Annotated in this window: 16 protein-coding genes and 1 pseudogene; 4 read left to right on the forward strand and 13 right to left on the reverse strand. The window is 70.1% G+C overall.

Features of this window, described 5'->3' with window-relative positions; translation table 11 throughout:
* Positions 1-141: 141 nt before the first annotated feature.
* On the forward strand, positions 142-2,499 hold the full coding sequence (sftH, locus tag U0R18_RS16020) for a DNA 3'-5' helicase SftH (RefSeq protein ID WP_526370105.1): 2,358 nt from the start codon (positions 142-144) through the stop codon (positions 2,497-2,499).
* A gap of 189 nt (positions 2,500-2,688) precedes the next feature.
* Here sftH and U0R18_RS16025 read toward each other — a convergent pair.
* The 7 genes and pseudogenes from U0R18_RS16025 to ssd all read right to left on the reverse strand — a co-directional run.
* Positions 2,689-3,018 (reverse strand): annotated as a pseudogene (locus tag U0R18_RS16025) (Rv3654c family TadE-like protein); the annotation flags it as partial.
* 22 nt (positions 3,019-3,040) lie between these two features.
* The gene (locus tag U0R18_RS16030; RefSeq protein WP_526370107.1) at positions 3,041-3,343 is read right to left on the reverse strand and encodes a TadE family type IV pilus minor pilin; all 303 of its coding nucleotides are present in this window, start codon (positions 3,341-3,343) and stop codon (positions 3,041-3,043) included.
* A gap of 23 nt (positions 3,344-3,366) precedes the next feature.
* Positions 3,367-3,570 carry a DUF4244 domain-containing protein gene (locus tag U0R18_RS16035; RefSeq protein WP_526370109.1) on the reverse strand — a complete coding sequence of 68 codons (204 nt, stop codon included), beginning with the start codon at positions 3,568-3,570 and terminating at the stop codon, positions 3,367-3,369.
* Positions 3,571-3,630: 60 nt separating this feature from the next.
* Positions 3,631-4,221 (reverse strand): type II secretion system F family protein, encoded by a 591-nt coding sequence (locus U0R18_RS16040; protein ID WP_526370111.1) that lies wholly within the window; start codon positions 4,219-4,221, stop codon positions 3,631-3,633.
* Positions 4,218-5,003, reverse strand: coding sequence for a type II secretion system F family protein (locus U0R18_RS16045; RefSeq protein ID WP_526370113.1), 786 nt, complete (start codon positions 5,001-5,003; stop codon positions 4,218-4,220). Before U0R18_RS16045 ends, U0R18_RS16040 begins: the two co-directional genes overlap by 4 nt.
* Positions 5,000-6,166 carry a TadA family conjugal transfer-associated ATPase gene (locus tag U0R18_RS16050; RefSeq protein ID WP_526370115.1) on the reverse strand — a complete coding sequence of 389 codons (1,167 nt, stop codon included), beginning with the start codon at positions 6,164-6,166 and terminating at the stop codon, positions 5,000-5,002. The genes U0R18_RS16045 and U0R18_RS16050 overlap by 4 nt, the downstream gene beginning before the upstream one ends.
* A complete protein-coding gene (ssd, locus tag U0R18_RS16055; RefSeq protein WP_526370117.1) occupies positions 6,163-7,257 on the reverse strand; it encodes a septum site-determining protein Ssd in 1,095 nt (364 codons plus the stop codon). The genes U0R18_RS16050 and ssd overlap by 4 nt, the downstream gene beginning before the upstream one ends.
* Positions 7,258-7,666: 409 nt before the next feature.
* Between ssd and U0R18_RS16060 the strand changes: the two genes are divergently transcribed.
* A complete protein-coding gene (locus U0R18_RS16060; RefSeq protein WP_526370431.1) occupies positions 7,667-8,515 on the forward strand; it encodes an HAD-IB family hydrolase in 849 nt (282 codons plus the stop codon).
* 421 nt (positions 8,516-8,936) lie between these two features.
* Here U0R18_RS16060 and U0R18_RS16065 read toward each other — a convergent pair whose 3' ends face one another.
* Genes U0R18_RS16065 through U0R18_RS16085 form a run of 5 tightly spaced genes read right to left on the reverse strand, consistent with a single transcriptional unit; the run spans position 8,937 to position 14,667 of the window.
* Positions 8,937-9,677 carry an oxidoreductase gene (locus U0R18_RS16065; RefSeq protein ID WP_526370119.1) on the reverse strand — a complete coding sequence of 247 codons (741 nt, stop codon included), beginning with the start codon at positions 9,675-9,677 and terminating at the stop codon, positions 8,937-8,939.
* The gene (locus U0R18_RS16070) at positions 9,667-11,280 is read right to left on the reverse strand and encodes a dipeptide ABC transporter ATP-binding protein (protein WP_526370121.1); all 1,614 of its coding nucleotides are present in this window, start codon (positions 11,278-11,280) and stop codon (positions 9,667-9,669) included. The genes U0R18_RS16065 and U0R18_RS16070 overlap by 11 nt, the downstream gene beginning before the upstream one ends.
* Entirely contained in the window at positions 11,277-12,152 is an 876-nt protein-coding gene (locus U0R18_RS16075) for an ABC transporter permease (protein WP_526370123.1), read from the reverse strand. Before U0R18_RS16075 ends, U0R18_RS16070 begins: the two co-directional genes overlap by 4 nt.
* Entirely contained in the window at positions 12,145-13,071 is a 927-nt protein-coding gene (locus U0R18_RS16080) for an ABC transporter permease (RefSeq protein ID WP_526370125.1), read from the reverse strand. Before U0R18_RS16080 ends, U0R18_RS16075 begins: the two co-directional genes overlap by 8 nt.
* A 15-nt stretch (positions 13,072-13,086) precedes the next feature.
* On the reverse strand, positions 13,087-14,667 hold the full coding sequence (locus tag U0R18_RS16085; RefSeq protein ID WP_526370433.1) for a peptide ABC transporter substrate-binding protein: 1,581 nt from the start codon (positions 14,665-14,667) through the stop codon (positions 13,087-13,089).
* A gap of 172 nt (positions 14,668-14,839) precedes the next feature.
* Between U0R18_RS16085 and acs the strand changes: the two genes are divergently transcribed.
* Positions 14,840-16,804 (forward strand): acetate--CoA ligase, encoded by a 1,965-nt coding sequence (gene acs, locus U0R18_RS16090; RefSeq protein ID WP_526370127.1) that lies wholly within the window; start codon positions 14,840-14,842, stop codon positions 16,802-16,804.
* Between the two features lie 145 nt (positions 16,805-16,949).
* On the opposite strand, the gene U0R18_RS16095 is transcribed toward acs, so the two are convergent.
* Positions 16,950-17,645 carry a S1 family peptidase gene (locus U0R18_RS16095; protein ID WP_526370129.1) on the reverse strand — a complete coding sequence of 232 codons (696 nt, stop codon included), beginning with the start codon at positions 17,643-17,645 and terminating at the stop codon, positions 16,950-16,952.
* A 171-nt stretch (positions 17,646-17,816) separates the two neighbouring features.
* Here U0R18_RS16095 and U0R18_RS16100 point away from each other — a divergent pair, with 171 nt between their 5' ends.
* Positions 17,817-18,314 carry a phage holin family protein gene (locus U0R18_RS16100; RefSeq protein ID WP_526370131.1) on the forward strand — a complete coding sequence of 166 codons (498 nt, stop codon included), beginning with the start codon at positions 17,817-17,819 and terminating at the stop codon, positions 18,312-18,314.
* The last annotated feature ends 2 nt before the right edge of the window (positions 18,315-18,316 follow it).

Below are 18,316 nucleotides of genomic sequence, written 5' to 3' on the forward strand. Positions count from 1 at the left end.
TCCTTCGCAGGAACCGCGACCGCAACGTCGATCCTGCGAGAGCTTTGACACCACACAGAAGCTGCGACCACCCTTATCCAATCATGAACTGGGCACTTGCAACAGTCGTGCATCGAGGAACCGGGTGAACAAAGGGCGAAAGTGACGACGAATTTCGGCAGTGAGCTGCTCGCCGCCGCGCTCGCGGGCACCGAAACCACCGAAAGCCCGATCCGGCACATCGCCGAGTTGCCCGCCCGGCCCGGCCAGCGCCAACCCTGGCCGGACTGGGCCGACGGCGACGTGGTGCGCGCCTTCACCGAGCGCGGCATCGCCGCGTTGTGGACCCACCAGCGCGACGCTGCCGAACTCGCCCACCAGCGCCGGCACGTGGTGATCGCCACCGGCACGGCGTCGGGCAAGTCGCTGGCCTATCAACTGCCTATCCTCGACGCGCTGGCCCGCGATCCCCGGGCCCGGGCCCTGTACCTGAGTCCGACCAAGGCACTGGGCCACGACCAGCTGCGCTCCGCGCACGCACTGACGGCGGCGATCCCGGCGCTGGCCGGGGACTTCGCGGCGGCGCCCACCGCGTACGACGGTGACACCCCCGCCGAGATCCGCCGGTTCGCCCGCGAACGGTCGCGATGGGTGTTCTCCAACCCCGACATGATCCACCTGTCGCTGCTGCGCAACCACGCCCGGTGGGCGGTGTTCCTGCGCGGGCTGCGCTATCTGGTTGTCGACGAATGTCATTACTACCGAGGAATTTTCGGCTCGAACGTGGCGATGGTGCTGCGCCGGCTGCTGCGCCTGGCCGCGCGCTACTCCCCCGACGCCACCATTCCGACGGTGATCCTGGCCAGTGCCACGACGGCGGCGCCGGGCCGCACGGCGGCCGAGTTGATCGGCCAGCACGTCGAGGAGATCACCGCCGACGGCGCCCCGCAGGGTGCGCGGACCATCGCCCTGTGGGAGCCCGCGCTGCGCACCGACATCACCGGGGAGAACGGTGCGCCGGTCCGGCGTTCGGCGGGATCGGAAGCGGCCCGGGTGATGGCCGACCTGATCGTCGAGGGCGCCCGGACGCTGACCTTCGTGCGGTCGCGGCGCGGCGCCGAACTGACCGCGCTGGGTGCCCGCGCCCGCTTGGCCGAGGTCGCCCCCGAACTGGCCGCTCTGGTGTCGTCGTACCGGGCCGGATATCTGGCCGAGGACCGCCGGGCCCTCGAGCAGGCACTCGTCGACGGTGGTCTGCGCGGCCTGGCGACCACGAATGCCCTCGAGCTGGGCATCGACATCGCCGGACTGGACGCCGTGGTGCTGGCCGGGTTCCCCGGCAGCGTGTCGTCGTTCTGGCAGCAGGCCGGCCGGTCCGGGCGTCGCGGCCAGGGTGCGCTGGTGGTACTCATCGCGCGGGACGACCCCCTGGACACCTACCTGGTGCACCACCCGTCGGCCCTGCTGGACGAGCCGGTCGAGCGGGTAGTGATCGACCCGGCCAACCCGTACGTGATGGGACCCCAACTCCTCTGTGCCGCAACAGAATTACCGATCGGGGAAGCCGAGATCGCACTGTGGTCGGCCCACGAAGTGGCGGCGTCGCTGATCGACGACGGCCTGCTGCGCCGCCGCGGGGGGCGGTATTACCCGAGTCCGGGCGTCGACCCGCATCCGGCGGTCGATATCCGCGGCTCCGCCGGCGGCCAGGTCGCCATCCTGGAGACCGACACCGGCCGGCTGCTGGGCGGGGTCGGGGCGGGCCGGGCCCCGGCGACGGTGCACCCGGGTGCGGTGTACCTGCATCAGGGTGAGACCTACCTGGTCGACTCGCTGGACCTGGAGGCGGCGATCGCGTTCGTGCATGCCGAGGATCCCGGCTATTCGACCCACGCGCGGGAGGTCACCGACATCACGGTCACCGGGTCGGGCGACCACACCGACCTCGGGCCGGTCACGCTCGGCGTGGTACCGGTTGCCGTCACGAACACCGTCACCGGGTACCTGCGGCGCACCCTGTCCGGCGAGGTGCTCGACTTCGTCGAACTCGACCTGCCCCCGCAACATCTGCCCACCGTCGCCGTCATGTACACGATCACGCCGGAGGCGTTGTCCGACAACGGGATCGACCCGGTCCGTATTCCGGGTTCGCTGCACGCGGCCGAGCACGCGGCGATCGGCCTGCTGCCGCTGGTGGCCAGTTGCGACCGGGGCGACATCGGCGGCCTGTCCACGGCCGTGGGCCCCGGCGGGCTGCCGACCGTCTTCGTGTACGACGGCCATCCGGGCGGCGCGGGATTCGCCGATCGGGGCTATCAGCAGGCCGCGGTCTGGCTGGGCGCGACCCTGGATGCGATATCGGCGTGCGAATGCCCCAATGGCTGTCCGTCGTGCGTGCAGTCCCCCAAATGCGGGAACGGCAACGACCCCCTGGACAAGATGGGGGCGATCGCCGTGCTGCAGACGGTTCTCACAGCACTGGAGGCCAACCGACCCCTCGACGGGCGGCTTCCAGGATGAATGCACGCCTCGACGACGTGCATTGCCGAAAGCTACCCCCGCTACCGAGCACGCCGCAACACCCCTGTCGCGGCGGCACGCACCGAACCCGGCGTCCTACAACCAATTTCGTCGCATAACGCGGTTATCGACACTGATATCGCAGCGCACGCAGCGGTTTGCGATTAATTTGCGCAATTTCGCATTCCTTCATTCCGGGCCGGCCGGACCTGCCCGCGCAACCGCGCGCGCCGTACCCAGGTTCCAACCGGCCACTCGGACCGGGACCGCCACCGTGACGACGACGTCGAGTCGCTCGATCGCGCAGTGTGCCGTCGACATCCGCATGGCGTTCACCAGCTCGCGCGCGCGGTCGCACGCGGAGCCGGCCCCGGCGGGCAGCGTCAGCGCGGCGGCCAGCGCGCCGAGGTCCGCGCCGGCCTGCGCCCGGTGCCGGGCCAGCGCGGCAGCACCGATCGTGGCCAGCGCGATCGTCACACTCACCAGTACCGCAGCCAGGAACGCGCCCAGAACGGTGGCCGCACCGCGCTCTGCCGTCCGGTCAGGCGGCCGGTTCGACCGCCGCGATCGACTCGGCCCGCAACGTGAGCCCTGGCAGGAGCGGAGTACCGGAGGAAACCGTGGCCACGACGAAGTCGCCGTCCCGGTGCACCTGCAGGACGGAATTGGCCGGGGCCAGGGACCCGAGCGCGCCGGACCACGCCCGCTCGTCGCCACGGGCCGCCAGCCGCGCCGCCTCCCGGGCGGCGTCCACACACCGGATCTGAGCGCTGATCGCGGCCAGGCCGGCGGCGCACAACACCAGAACGACGACCAGGGCGGCAACGGCCAGGGCAGCCTCCACCGTCCCGAATCCGGCCTCACCGCTCAGACGCTGGTGTTCAGGGCCCGCGCGATGATGCCGCTGAGCGCGGTCACGATCGAATCTCCCGTGACGACGGTGTAGAGGATGGCGCCGAATGCCGCCGCGGCCACGGTGCCGATCGCGTATTCCACGGTGGACATCCCGGTGTCGTCGGTCACCACCACCGTCAGCTTCTGCCGGATGAGACGAATAGCCTTCTGTAACAATTGATTTCCCTTTCTGTGTGACACTTCTTCGGAGTTGGTGGGGCTGATGCCCGTTGCCACTCACAGCAGGCCGGAGGAAAAGGCGTCGCGGGCCAGGCCGGCCACCACCGGCACGACGCCCAGGCAGATGAACGCGGGCAGGAAGCAGACGCCCAGCGGCCCGGCGATCAACACCCCGGCCCGCTCGCCCGCGGCCGCGGCGTCATGTGCGATGCGCTGGCGTGTCTCGAGCGCCAGTTCGGCGACCCCGTCGGCCAGGGCCGTCCCGGAGGACGCCGATCGGCGCGCCAACCGGAACAACGCGAGAGCGGCGACACGGCAGTGCTCCTCTCCGACGGGCGCGGGTTCGGCCCAGGCGACGGCGGGCTCGGCACCCAGCGCGAGCAGGTCGGCCGATCGCCGGAGCAGGACCGCCAGTTCCGCCGGAGCCGAGGGGGCCGTCGCGCGTGCGGCCGTGGCCGGGGCCATCCCGGCGGACAGACACGTGGCGAAGATATCCAGGGCGGACGCGGTCGCGAAGGGATCACCGGCGGCGCGTTTCCGGCCGCCGTGAGCGGCCTCCGGGGACCCGTTCCCGCCACGCATCCGCACCGCGGCCGACCGCCCCGCGAGCAGCACCGCCAACGCGAGTGCGAGCGCCGCCGCGCTCACGTGCCGACCCGATCGATGATCCGATCGGCCCAGAGCAACCCGGCCGCGAGCAACAGGACGCCGGCCAGCAGGCACCATCCGCCCACCCCGCCGCCGATCAGGAATCGGACGGGATCCGCGCCGATCGCCTGACCGAGGGCGAGCCCGGCCACCGGCAGGGCGGCCAGGATGCCCGCTGACGCGCGAGCACCGGCCAGGGCCGATTGCACCTTCTGCCGAAAGCGTTGCCGTTCAACGATATCGGTCTGGGCAGACCGCATCACCGCGCCGATCGGAATGCCGTGCTCGGCCGCCAGCCGCCAGGCCACCGCCAACCGCGACCATTCGGCGCAGAGGAGCGATCCGGGGATTCCCGCGGACAGGCCCGACACCGTATCGCCACCGAGGCGGGCCCGGGCCGCGATCCCCCACAGTGCGGTGGCCACCGGCCCCGCCGATTCCCGTGCCGCCGCTTCGACGGCAGCCACCGGGTGTGCGCCGATCCTGAGCTCACCGACGAGCACGTCCAGCGCGCCGATGAGGACTTCGGCCTCACCGGACACGCGCCGGCGTCGGGCGGCCCGGGCCACGCGCACCAGGGCGGTGGCGACGGCGACCGCCGCCGACAGGGTGGTGGCACCGGGCAGGAGGACCACGGCGACCACCGCCGGCGACGCCGCCGCGCAGAACACCGGGACGCGACGCCGACGCACCCGCGGCACACCGGGGGCCGGGCGTCCGGGAGCCGGAAGCGTCAGCAGGGACAGCGCCAGAAGAATTGCGGCGAAGGGTATTCCGGTCATACCAGACGGTCCCGCAGAAGTGCACGCAGCGCCGCCATGCCCGCGCCGAACCCCTCGCCGGCCCGCCACGCCGGCACGACATGGCAGGTGTTGTCCGGGCCTCCCCGATCGAGCACCGAGACCTCGGTCAGCCGTCGCTGTCCCTCCCGGTCCCGTGCGACGTGCAGCAGCACCCGCACCGCCGCCCACAATTGGGCATGCAGTGCGGCCCGGTCGAGGCCGCCCAGCGCGCCGAGGGCCTCCAGCCGAGCCGGGATCTCCGCGGTGCTGTTGGCGTGCACGGTGCCCGCTCCGCCGTCGTGGCCGGTGTTCAGCGCGGTAAGCAGGTCGGCCACCTCGGCGCCCCGGACCTCACCGACGACGATCCGGTCCGGGCGCATGCGCAATGCCTGCCGGACCAGTTGGCGGACCGTGATCTCGCCGGCGCCCTCGATATTCGCCCCGCGCGCAACGAGATTCACTACATGTGGATGCACCGGCGCCAGCTCGGCGGCGTCCTCGACGCAGACGATCCGCTCACTGTCCGACACGGCACCCAGCAGTGCCGCCAACAGCGTCGTCTTGCCGGCACCGGTCCCGCCGGACACCAGGAAGGCCAACCGGGCCGCGATGACCTCCCGCAGGATTCCGCTGATCTCGGCCACCACCGCACCGGACCGGCACAGCGACTCGAGATCCTGGCCGGCGGGTCGCAACACTCGGAGCGAAATGGCTGTCCCTCCAACCGAAACCGGCGGCAGGACGGCATGCAGCCGCACATTGCAGCCTGTGGGCCCGATCTCGGTCAGCAGGCCGTCCACCCACGGTGCGGCGTCGTCGAGTCGTCGGCCCGCGGCGAGCGCCAACCGCTGTGCCAGCCGGCGGACCGCGGCGTCGTCGGGGAACCGAATTGTGCTGCGCCGCAGACCCTGCCCGTCGTCGACCCACACCTGCTCCGGACCCGTGACCAGGACATCGGTGGTGCCCGGCGCTGCCAGCAGCGGTTCGAGAAGTCCCGCCCCGGTCAGCTCGGTCTGCAATACGCGCAGGTTGGCCAACACGTCGGTATCACCGAGCACACCGCCGGATTCCGCGCGGATGGCGCGCGCCACCACATTGGGACGCAGCGGGCCGGGTTCGGCCGCCAGCCGTTCCCGGACGCGATCGATCAGCGGGGCGTTCATGCCGCCCGCCCGCTGGGCTCCCGGTGGGCGCCCGCCAATACGTCGAGGATCTCCCGGGCCGCCCGGCCGAGCGGCGATCTGCCGCCCAGCTTCAGACCGCCGTGTTCGAGCCGTTCGGCGAGCATCGGTTCGGGCCGCATCGTGGTGAGCACGGGCAGTCCGACGGCGGACCCGAACTCGCCGGAACCCAGTCCGCCCGGTGCCGGACCGCGCACGACCAGGCCGACGTTGGGGTTCAGCGCGCTCAGCGCCGGGGCGAGCGCCGCCGTCGCCGCGCACGAGCGGACGTCGCACGTGGCGACCACGACCACCAGATCCGCGGCCTCCACGGTGGTTCGGGCCGCAGCCGTATGCAGGCCGGGGAGATCGCACACGACCGTCACGCCACCGGAGCGGGCCGCATCGGTGAACGCCGCGGCGGCCGCGGGTTCGACGTCGTGCGCCCGCCGTGTGCCGGACAGGATGCTGATGCCCCGCTGTCGCGGCAGTGCTTCGCGCACCGCCGCCCAGTCCAGCTTGCCGTCCTGGACCTGGATGTCGGGCCAGCGCAACCCGGCGGCGCCCTCGGCGCCGAGTAACAGGTCAATGCCACCGGCCCAGGGATCGAGGTCCATCAGCAACGAGCCTGTGAGCGACAACGCCATGGCCGCCGAGAACAACGACCCACCCGCGCCACCGCGGCCGCCGACAACGGCCACCACTGCGCCACGGGAACCCCTGACGCCGGCGTGATCACCGGGATCCGACAGCCCGCGGACGAGCTGATCGGCGTGGGCCGGCAGGGTGAGCACCGCCTCCGCGCCGACCGCGATCGACGCCGACAGCACGGCAGTGTCCGGAGGCGGATCGTCGGGAGCTCCCGCCGTCACGACGAAAACCGCTGACCTGCGTGTGAGCGGCATCACAGCGAGGGCGCACGCCGCGGCGCCGTCGACGACGACCGCACGCGCCGCCGCCCAGATCCGGGCTCCCGGACGGGAGCCGGCGTCGAGGTGCACCGCGGTGGTTCCGACCGCCGCGGTGACCCGATCGATCTCCTCGCGCAGTGCCGGATCGGAGAGCAGGGTCAGAACGCGCGGCGTAGTCGACATGGACCCAGCGTGCCGGTTGCGTGGCTGCGCACACCGCCGAGCCGGGCCGGAAACCGGCGGAATTGTGGACGAGATCGAATCTGTGGATTGCGGCGATCAGCAAACTCGCGGCGCTATCGAAATCCACCCAGCGAATGTGGTCCGGATATGAGACGACCCCCGCCAGGGGGGGAGGAGGCGAGGGTCGTCGTGTATCAGCCCCGGGGGGTCGGGCTGATACACACTCGACATAAGCCGAGTAATGCCCACTATACACACGACACCGGTGACCCCCGCAAGTGTGCGGAATCAACACACCGAACTGTTATCTCGGAATTTTGCAGCCTCAGCCACCTGGCTTGAAATGCCACTTTGAACAAAAGGGCGACTTGTGTCACGCACCCTCTATCCTGGCACCGTGACCGCCCCGGTGCCGGACCCCGAACAGCCCGCCGGACCCGCCATCATCCGGGGCTCGCGACCGCCGGGCCGCACCGCCGCGTTCTTCGATCTCGACAAGACCGTCATCGCCAAGTCCAGTGCGCTCGCCTTCAGCAAACCCTTCCTGGATCAGGGGCTGCTCAACCGGCGGACCGTCCTGAGATCGAGCTACGCGCAGTTCCTGTTCCTGATGTCCGGGGCCGATCACGAGCAGATGGATCGGATGCGGTCCTACGTGACCAGCATGTGCACCGGCTGGGACGTCGAACAGGTCAAGTCGATCGTCGGCGAGACCCTGCACGACATCGTCGACCCGCTGGTGTTCGCCGAAGCCGCCGAGCTGATCGCCGACCATCGGTTGTGCGGCCGCGACATCGTCATCGTGTCCGCCTCGGGGGAAGAGGTCGTGGCCCCGATCGCCCGGGCCCTGGGAGCCACCCATGCCATGGCGACCCGGATGGTCGTCGAGGACGGCCGGTACACCGGCGAGATCGCGTTCTACTGCTACGGCGAGGGCAAGGCGCAGGCCATCCGCGAGTTGGCGGACCGCGAGGGTTACGCCCTCGAGCACTGCTACGCGTATTCGGACTCGAGCACCGATCTGCCGATGCTCGAGGCGGTCGGACACGCGGCGGTGGTCAACCCGGACCGGACGCTCCGGCGCGAAGCCACAGCGCGTAACTGGCCTGTGCTGACGTTCACCCGGCCGGTGTCGATCCGCGACCGGTTGCCGGCGCCATCACGGGCCGCCATCGCCACCACCGCCGCGATCGGGATCAGCGCGCTGGCCGCGGGCGCCGCGACGTATTCGGTGTTGCAGCGCTTGATGTCTCGGTGAGACCGGATAACTCCACGACACTCGCGCCACACCCGTAACGATCCGGCGTCAGAGCTTGCTGTGACCGGGGTCACGTAGTACAAAGGAGTGCACGGAAGCCGGTGAGGCCAAGGTCGACTCGGAAGAGAAGCGTCGATCTCCCGCAACCGGCAACCCAGCACGGTTCCACGGCACCCACGCGGAGTCACAGCCGCGATAATGGCAGAAGTGTTGCGGGCCTGCGTAATTGCGAAAATGCGAATGGCTCGGGGTACTCCTTCGAGATTCCCCACAGGCCCTTTGGGAGGGGCTAATGCCGTAGCGCGTCACAAGAGCGCCGAGGCCATCCCGCGTAACCCACAGTTGCACGCATGGTAACCGGGATCCGTGCTAGCGGGCGGCGAGCCGAGTAATTCGGAACGCCGCCCGCTTCATGTTCTCGTCAGGCCTTGGCGTCGGCGATCGCCACCGCTTCGCGCGCGCCCTCCTGGAGCGCCCGGCAGGTCAGGACCAGCCACCGCGTCAACCCGTCCTCGGTCCCAGATGCAAAGCCCTGCGCGGCTTCCCGGTAATCGGCCGCCCGGCGCATCCAGAACACCTCGGGCACACCGAGCCCGTGCGGATCGAGTCCGGTGGCGATACTCACCAGGCGTCCCACGCCCCGCGCGACGACGCCGTCGGCGCTGCCGAAGGCGGACAGCGCCAACAGCTCGCCGTGGGCCACCGCGGTCAGGATCGGAGCCGGGACAGCCGACCCGCCCGTCACCAGCCGCGCCATCAGGTCCAGCCGGGCGGAGGTCTCCGGGTTCAGCCGCGGCCGGCCGAGCGCATCCTCGGCCACCAGGTCGGCGGCGGCCAGGCTGTGGATCCGGGCCAGCGCCTGCAACGGCGCGCGGCGCCAGACACCGATGAGCGAACCCTCCCCGCCCTCGAGCGCCTGGGCCACCCGCAGCGACCCCGCGAACACCGGATCCTCGACGGTGTTCTCGTCCAGCTGCAGCGTTCCGCCGTCGAGCACCGACGAAGCACGCGCGGCCCGCAGCGCCGCCTCGGCCGCGGTCACCGGCCAGCCCCGAAGATTCGCCCGGTGCCGGTGGGCGCGCCCCAGCGCGTCGCGCGCATGCTCGGCCGCTTCGGCCACACCCGGCAGATCCAGCAGGGGAGCCAACGGATCAGCGGTCACGGCGGCCCACCCTACCCGGGACGGCATCGAGCAGACGCCGGGTGTAGTCGTCGCGCGGATGGTCGAACACCTGCTCGGCCGAACCCGCCTCCACGACGCGTCCCGTCCGCATCACCAGCACGTCATCGGCGATCCGCCGGATCACCGCCAGGTCGTGGCTGATGAACAGGTAGGTCAGCCCGAGCCGGTCCTGCAATTCGGCCAGCAGGCGCAGGATCTGGTCCTGCACGATGACATCCAGCGCGGAAACCGCTTCGTCGCACACCAGCAGGTCCGGCCGAAGCGCCAGGGCCCGGGCGATCGCGACCCGCTGGCGCTGACCGCCGGACAGTTCCCGCGGCCGCCGGGCCAGGATCGCCGACGGCAGGGCGACCTCGTCGAGCAGATCGGCCACCGACCGCCGGCGGGACACCCGGTCGCCGACGCCGTGGATTCGCAGCGGCTCCTCGATGAGGCGCTGCACCGTGTACATCGGATCGAGGCTGCTGTACGGGTTCTGGAACACCGGCTGGGCGCGGCGGCGGAACTGCAGGGTGCCCGGGCGGTCCAGTGCCGCGACGTCGGCGCCGTCGAAGGCCACCGTTCCGGACGTCGGTTCGGTCAGCCCGAGCACCATGCGCGCCAACGTGGACTTGCCCGAACCGGATTCGCCGGCCACGGCCAGCGTGGACCCCCGCCGCAGCCGGAAGGACACCGCGTCGACGGCGGTGAGCTCGTGTCGTCGCCACGGCGGCGGTCCGGGCAGCGGGAACACCTTGGTCAGGTCGGTGGCAACCACCAGATCGCCGCCGGGTTCGGCGAGCGGCGGGCGACGCTCGGATGCGGACAGCGCCGGCGCACAGGCCACCAGCCGGCGGGTGTACTCATCCTGCGGATCGGCGATGATCTGTTCTGCCGCACCGACTTCCATGATCCGGCCGTCCCGCATGACGACGATCCGGCCGGCACGTTCGGCGGCCAGCGCCAGGTCGTGGGTGATGAACAGGACCGCCGTGCCCAGATCCGCCGCCATCGCGGCCAGATGGTCGAGAACCTGTCGCTGCACCGTGACATCCAGTGCCGAGGTCGGTTCGTCGGCGATCAGCAGCCGCGGATGGCCCGTCAGTCCGATCGCGATGAGGGCACGCTGGCACATTCCGCCGGACAGTTGATGCGGGTAGCGGGTCAGCGTGCCGGCCGGATCCGGCATCCCGACGTCGGCCAGCAGCTGCACCGAACGCGCCCGGGCCACCTTTCGCGCTCTGATGTTGTTGGCGCGCAACGCTTCCCGGATCTGAACGCCCACCTTCCAGACCGGGTTGAGGTTGGTCACCGGATCCTGGGGCACATAGCCGATGGCTCGGCCGCGAACCGCTCGACGCGCCCGATCGTCCGCGGCGGTCAGGTCGGTGCCGGCGAACACGATGCGCCCGGCGGTGACACGTCCGCCCGGGGGCAGCAGCCCCAGCACCGCCGCCGCGAGAGTGGACTTGCCCGAACCCGATTCGCCGACCACCGCGACGGTCTCCCCGGCGGACACCGACAGCTCCACGCCGGTGACCGCGGGCGGGTGCCCGTCGTAGGTCACCTCGAGGCCCTCGACCCGCAGCAGTGGTTCGGTCATGCGCGCCACGCCGGCCTGGCGCGGGCACCCGGGTCGAGCGCGTCGCGCAGCGCGTCGCCCATCAGCATGAAGGCCAGCACCGTCAGCGCCAGCGCCGTTGCCGGATAGAACAGCACCGGCGAACCGGATCGCAGCCGGGCCTGTGCGGTGTTGATGTCCCCTCCCCAGGAGATCACCGACGGCGGCAGTCCCACGCCCAGGTACGACAGCGTCGCCTCCGTCACGATGAACGCCCCCAGCGCAATGGTCGCGACGACGATCACCGGGCCGACGGCGTTGGGCAGTACGTGCCGCAGGAGGATGCGAAACGGGCTGAGCCCCATGGCCTTTGCGGCCAGCACGTAGTCCGAGGAGCGGACCGCCAGCACGGAGCCCCGGGTGATACGCGCCACCTGCGGCCAGCCGAACACGGCCAGGATGACGATCACCGTCAAGATGCTGCGCTGCCGCATCACCTGCATCAGCACGATGGCGGCCAGCAGCAGCGGGATGCCGAAGAAGATGTCGGCGCAGCGCGAGACCAGTGCGTCCAGCCGGCCACCGAAGAAGCCCGCCAACGCGCCGAGCGTCCCGCCGAACAGCACCGCCAGCGTCGTCGCGCCCAGGCCCACCGCGATCGACGCGCGGGCGCCGTGGACCGTGCGTGCGTAGACGTCGTGGCCCTGCAGGTCGGTGCCGAACCAGTGCCGCGCCGAGGGGCCCAGCAGACTCTGCGCGGGGTCGGCGTAGTGCGGGTCGAGCCCGGTGAACAGTTCCGGCGCCAGCGCGGCGGCAGCCACCAGGACGATCAGCGTGGCGGCGATGTAGAACTGCGGGCGGGTCCGCAGCTGCGCCCAGGTATCGGTGACCAGGCCGCCGGACCGCTCAGCCATACCGGATCCGGGGATCGAGGGCCGCGTAGAGCAGATCCACCACCAGGTTGGCCACCAGGTACACCAACACCAGCACCGTCACGATGCCGACGACGGTGGGTGCCTCCTGGCGGGTCACGGCCTGGTAGAGCGCACCGCCGACGCCGTGGATGTTGAAGATGCCCTCGGTGACGACGGCGCCGCCGAGCAACGCGCCCAGATCCGCGCCCAGGAACGTGACGACCGGGATCAGCGAGTTGCGCAGGATGTGCATCGACACCACCCGGGACCGGGAGGCGCCGGTGGCCGCGGCGGTGCGTACCCAGTCGGCCTGCGCGGTCTCGGCGACCGCGGACCGGGTCAGCCGCAGCACGTAGGCGAACGACACCGACCCCAGCACGATGCCGGGCAGCAGTAGCCGCGCGAAGCTGGCCTGGTCCCCGACCGTCACCGGTGCGATGCCCCATCGGACGCCGAACAGGAACTGCGCCAGGAATCCCAGCACGAACACCGGCACCGCGATCACCACCAGGCTGGCCAGCAGCGCGGTGGCGTCGAACCATCCGCCGCGGCGCAGCCCGGCGAGCACACCGAACCCGATACCGAACACCGCTTCGACCGCCAGCGCCACCAGGGCCAGCCGAATGGTCACCGGAAACGCTTGTGCCAGAACCTCACTGACGGGCAGGCCGGAGAACGACACACCGAAGTCGCCGCGCAGGATGCCGCCGAGGTAGTGCACGTACTGCAGCCAGAAGGGCTGGTCGAGGTGGTACTGCGCGCGCAGTTGGGCCACCACACCGGGGCTCAATGGGCGGTCGCCGCCGAGCGCGGCGACCGGATCCCCCGGCAACAGGAAGACCATGGCATGGATCAGCAGCGTCGCCCCGAAGAACACCGGCACCATCACCGCCACCCGGCGCGCGAGGTAGACCCACATCTCAGGAACCGGACATCAGGACTTGACGATGTTCTCGTAGTCCGGCAATCCGTTCCACGTCATCACCACGTTGTCGACGGCCGCTGAGCGGCCCGCGGCGCCGATGTAGTCCCACAGCGGCACCACCGGCATGTCCTGGAGCAGGATCTGCTGCGCGGTGTTGGTCAACGTCTGCGACTCCGGCAGTGTCGGCGCGGCCTGCGCCGCGGTCACCGCACCGTCGAACTCGCGGTTGGAGTAGTCGACGTCGTTGGAGCCGGCGCCGGTGACGAACAACGGCTCCAGGAACTCCAGCATCGACGGGTAGTCGCCCTGCCAGCCGGCCCGGAAGGCGGTGCCGATGGTGCGGTCGGTGATCTGGGTGCGCATCGCGGCGAACGTCGGCTGCGGAGCACCGACGGCGTCGATGCCCAGGGTGTTCTTCAGGCTGTTGGCCACCGCGTCCACCCACTCCTGGTGCCCGCCGTCGGCGTTGTAGGCGATGACGTACTGGCCGCTCCACCGCGAGATGGCGTCGGCCTTGGCCCACAGCGCGCGGGCACGGTCCGGGTTGTAGTCCAGCGCATCGTTGCCAGGCAGGTCGGCGCTGAATCCGGGCAACGAGCTTGCGGTGAAATCCCTCGCCGGAGAGCGGCTTCCGCTGAAAATCTGCTCGCAGATCTGTGGTCGGTTGATCGCCGCGGACAGGGCCAGCCGGCGCAGCCGGCCTTCCTCGCCGCCGAAGTGATCGAGCCGCAGCGGCGTGTCCAGGGTCTGGTTCTGCGCCACGGGCCCGGTCATCGCCCGGTCCCCGAGATCCTTGCGGAAGGTGGGCAGCGCACTGGTCGGCACGGTGTCGAGCACGTCCAGGTTGCCGGCCAGCAGATCGGCGTAGGCGGTATCGAGGTTGGCGTAGAACACCATCCGCAGGCCCTTGTTCCGGGCCGGGCGATTGCCGTGGTAGTCCGCATTGGGCACCAGGTCGATGCGCACGTTGTGCTGCCAGGCGTCGGCGCCGGCCAGACGGTAGGGGCCGTTGCCCACGGGGTGCCGTCCGAAGGCGGCCATGTCGGCGAAGGCCACCTGCGGCAGCGGATAGAACGGGGTGAACGCCAACCGCTGGGTGAAATCGATGGTCGGCGCCTTGAGCCGCACGGTGAACTCGGTGTCATTGAGGACCACCAGGCCCGACATCGTCTGCGCGGTCGGCTTCTCACCGGCCACCTCGTCGAACCCGACGATCGGCGAGAAGAAGCTCTGCTGCAGTTGGCCGTTGGTGCTCAGCGCACCGTAGTTCCACGCGTCGACGAACGATTTCGCCGTCACCGGTGTCCCGTCGGTGAACTTCCAATCCGGTTGGAGCGTGATGTGGAAGTTGACGTTGTCGGTGGTGTCGATCGACCGGGCGACCTCGTTGGTGGGATTGCCGTGGGCGTCATACGACATCAGGCCGGCGAAGAGCCGGTCGATGATCCGGCCGCCGTTGTTCTCGTTGGTGTTGGTGGGAATCAGCGGGTTCTGCGGTTCGCCCCCGTTGACCGTCACCACGCCCTGACCCGCCCCGGGACCGCCCGCCCCGCCGCATCCGGCAATGACCATCAGCACCAGGACACACATCGCGGTCACCGCAATTCGCAACCGCAGCACTGGCTCACCCTTTCCGCACCCGCGTCCGCCGGACCGTTCGGCCCACGGGGCGCGACCGTTCGGCGCACACCACCCGCCGTCCGCGGTCAGGGGGTGTGAGTTGCCAACGTTGATGCAACGTTGAGTGACTACGCTCACAAGCATGACCGAGACGCACACTGAAGTTCAGTCATGCTATCCGCCATCGGCGGAGTTCGCGGCGAACGCGAACGCATCACAGGAACTGTACGACGCGGCCGAGGCCGACCGGCTGGCGTTCTGGGCCGAGCAGGCGAATCGGCTCACCTGGGACACCCCGTTCACCGAGGTGCTCGACTGGTCGGAGGCACCGGTCGCCAAATGGTTCGTCGGCGGCAAGCTGAACGTCGCCTACAACTGCGTCGACCGCCACGTCGAGGCCGGCAACGGCGCCCGGGTCGCGATCCACTGGGAGGGCGAACCGGTCGGTGACGCGCGCGACATCACGTACGCCGAACTCAAGGACGAGGTGTGCCGGGCCGCCAACACCCTGACCGAACTCGGGCTCGAAGCCGGTGACCGCGTCGCCATCTACATGCCGATGGTGCCCGAGGCCATCGTCGCGATGCTGGCATGTGCGCGCCTCGGGGTGATGCACAGCGTGGTGTTCGCCGGCTTCTCCGCATCAGCGCTGCGGGCCCGTATCGACGACGCCGCGGCCAAGATGGTGATCACCACCGACGGGCAGTTCCGGCGCGGTTCCGCCGCGCCGCTGAAGGCCGGCGTGGACGAGGCACTGGCCGGGCTCGGGGACGACAACCCCGTCGAGCACGTTCTGGTGGTGCGCCGCACCGGGATCGACACCCCGATGACCGACGACCGCGACCTATGGTGGCACGACACGGTCGCCAAAGCCGCCACCGAGCACACCCCGGAGGCGTTCGACTCCGAGCATCCGCTGTTCCTGCTCTACACCTCGGGAACCACCGGCAAGCCCAAGGGCATCATGCACACCTCGGGCGGCTATCTGACCCAGGCGTCGTACACCCACTACAACGTGTTCGACGTGAAACCGGAGGCGGATGTCTACTGGTGCACCGCCGACATCGGGTGGGTCACCGGGCACACCTACATCACCTACGGCCCGCTCTCCAACGGCGTCACCCAGGTGGTCTACGAGGGCACTCCCGCCTCCCCCGACGAGCACCGGCACTTCCAGGTGATCGAAAAGTACGGCGTCACAATCTATTACACCGCGCCGACGGTGGTCCGGACCTTCATGAAGTGGGGCCGCGAACTTGCCTTCGCCCACAACCTGTCCAGCATCCGGTTGCTCGGCTCCGTCGGTGAGCCCATCAACCCCGAGGCCTGGCGCTGGTATCGGATGACCTTCGGCCACGACACCGCTCCGGTCGTCGACACCTGGTGGCAGACCGAAACCGGGGCCGCCATGATCTCGCCGCTGCCGGGCGTGACGAACTGCAAGCCCGGATCGGCCATGCGTCCGCTGCCCGGCATCTCGGCCAAGATCGTCGACGACGACGGCAACGAGCTGGAGCCGGCTGCCGACGGTGGCGAGCACGTCACGGGCTACCTGGTCCTGGACAAGCCGTGGCCGGCCATGCTGCGCGGCATCTGGGGTGATCCCGAGCGGTTCCGGGAGACGTACTGGGCCCGGTTCGCCGAGCAGGGCTGGTACTTCGCCGGCGACGGCGCCCGCTACGGCAGCGACGGCGAGGTCTGGGTGCTCGGCCGCATCGACGACGTGATGAACGTGTCGGGGCACCGCATCTCCACGGCCGAGGTCGAGTCCGCCCTCGTCGGCCACGCCGGTGTCGCGGAGGCGGCGGTGGTGGGTGCCACCGACGACCACACCGGTCAGGCGATCTGCGCGTTCGTCATCCTCAAGGCGCACGCCGCGGAGATGTCGCAGGAGCAGATGGTCGAGGAACTGCGGGCCGAGGTGGCGCGGGAGATCTCGCCGATCGCCAAGCCGCGGGAGATCCACGTGGTTCCCGAGCTGCCGAAGACCCGCAGCGGCAAGATCATGCGCCGTCTGCTGCGCGACGTGGCCGAGGGCCGCGAACTCGGCGATACGTCAACGTTGTTGGACCCCAAGGTGTTCGAGGCGATCCGCGCCAGCAAGTAGACCGCCGGGTTCGGCGAGCGGCGCGGTTCCGCGAGCACGAGGCCCGGCGGCAATGGAACCGCCGGCTCGACGCGCCGAGTGTGAATCGTTGGCGAGAAATCGGTCGAAATCTCGCAAAGGATTCACACTCGGAGCTCCCGTCCTCTCAGCCGACCGGGACGAATCCCGAGCCGGGGCGCCCCTTGGCGACGATGTCGGCCAGCTGGGTGTTGATCGACATCGTGACGGCCGGGGTATGCAACGGGATGTACTTGATGACGCACGTGGGCAGGTCCTCGGTGAACGCGCCGTGCAGCATGCCGACCAGCCTGTTGTTCACCGTCACCGGCGCGCCGGAATCGCCCGGCTGACCGCACACCTGGTTGACGATGGTGCCCGGGTCCTTGCCGGGCCCCCAGGTGATGCCGCACGACGACCCGGTGGTGCGGCCCAGTTTGCAGGCGATATCGCCGAGCTTCGGATCCGGACCCAGCCCGCTGATGACGAAGCCGTTCACGTTATCGGTCGGGGTCACCTTGGCCGGGTCGAACTTGATCACCGCGTAGTCCAGGCCGTCGTTGCCCGCCACCATCTCACCGACCGGCCCGGCGTCCTTGGCCGACTCGGCCGCCACCTTCGCGCCGGGACCACCGCAGTGCGCGGAGGTGAACCCGATCAGCTCGCCGCGGTTGTCGGTCCCGATGGTGGTCAGTGTGCAGTAGGTATCACCGTCGACGACGATGCCGGAGCCGCCGCCCAGGGTGACCGGGGCCGCCGCGGCGGGCCCTGCGGTCAGCAGGGACAGGACGACCAATGCGGGGATCGCGGCACTGGTCGGCCGCAATCGGTGCCGACCGCTCATCTGTGCTCGCCCTGGAAGCCCACGGCCGCCAGTCTAGCTGAACCACATTTGCCCCACCCGTAACATTGCGCGGGTCAGCGCACTCGCTCCTCGGGAGCTGGCGGGGCATGGCACGATGAACGCTGAGTTCCAGACCGACCAGTTCCAGCCCATCGGGGAGGATCGCAGACCGTGAGCAATGGTGACCCCACCACCGGCGTGCCCAGCACCGTGACGTCCATTCCGCTGGTCGACCCGCATGCGTTGTCCGCCGACCCGTCGATCGGGGAGCTGGTCAAGAACGCCACCTCTCAGGTCTCCACGCTGGTGCGCGCCGAGGTCGAGCTGGCCCGGGCGGAGATCACCCGCGACGTCAAGAAGGGGATGACGGGCAGTATCTTCTTCATCCTGGCCGGCGTCGTGCTGCTGTACTCGACCTTCTTCTTCTTCTTCTTCCTCGCCGAGCTCCTGGACACCTGGATCTGGCGGTGGCTGGCGTTCCTGATCGTGTTCGTCGGCATGGTGCTGGGTGCCGCCGTGCTCGGACTGTTCGGTTGGCGCAAGGTCCGCAAGATCCGCGGCCCGCAGCAGACCATCGAGACGGTCAAGGAGACCCGCGCCGCGTTCACCGGCCACGACCGGGCGCCCGGCACCGCCGTGAAGCTCGAGACGGACCCATCCGGATGGTGACG

Origin of the sequence: Mycobacterium sp. (assembly GCF_046330795.1) — a bacterium.
Taxonomy (GTDB): domain Bacteria; phylum Actinomycetota; class Actinomycetes; order Mycobacteriales; family Mycobacteriaceae; genus Mycobacterium.

Coding starts and splice junctions, on each gene's coding strand:
- U0R18_RS16045 (WP_526370113.1), bottom strand. CDS start 5,003: ATGACCGGAATACCCTTCGCCGCAATTCTTCTGGCGCTGTCCCTGCTG.
- U0R18_RS16050 (WP_526370115.1), bottom strand. CDS start 6,166: ATGAACGCCCCGCTGATCGATCGCGTCCGGGAACGGCTGGCGGCCGAA.
- ssd (WP_526370117.1), bottom strand. CDS start 7,257: ATGTCGACTACGCCGCGCGTTCTGACCCTGCTCTCCGATCCGGCACTG.
- U0R18_RS16070 (WP_526370121.1), bottom strand. CDS start 11,280: ATGACCGAACCACTGCTGCGGGTCGAGGGCCTCGAGGTGACCTACGAC.
- U0R18_RS16075 (WP_526370123.1), bottom strand. CDS start 12,152: ATGGCTGAGCGGTCCGGCGGCCTGGTCACCGATACCTGGGCGCAGCTG.
- U0R18_RS16080 (WP_526370125.1), bottom strand. CDS start 13,071: ATGTGGGTCTACCTCGCGCGCCGGGTGGCGGTGATGGTGCCGGTGTTC.
- U0R18_RS16085 (WP_526370433.1), bottom strand. CDS start 14,667: ATGTGTGTCCTGGTGCTGATGGTCATTGCCGGATGCGGCGGGGCGGGC.
- acs (WP_526370127.1), top strand. CDS start 14,840: ATGACCGAGACGCACACTGAAGTTCAGTCATGCTATCCGCCATCGGCG.
- U0R18_RS16095 (WP_526370129.1), bottom strand. CDS start 17,645: ATGAGCGGTCGGCACCGATTGCGGCCGACCAGTGCCGCGATCCCCGCA.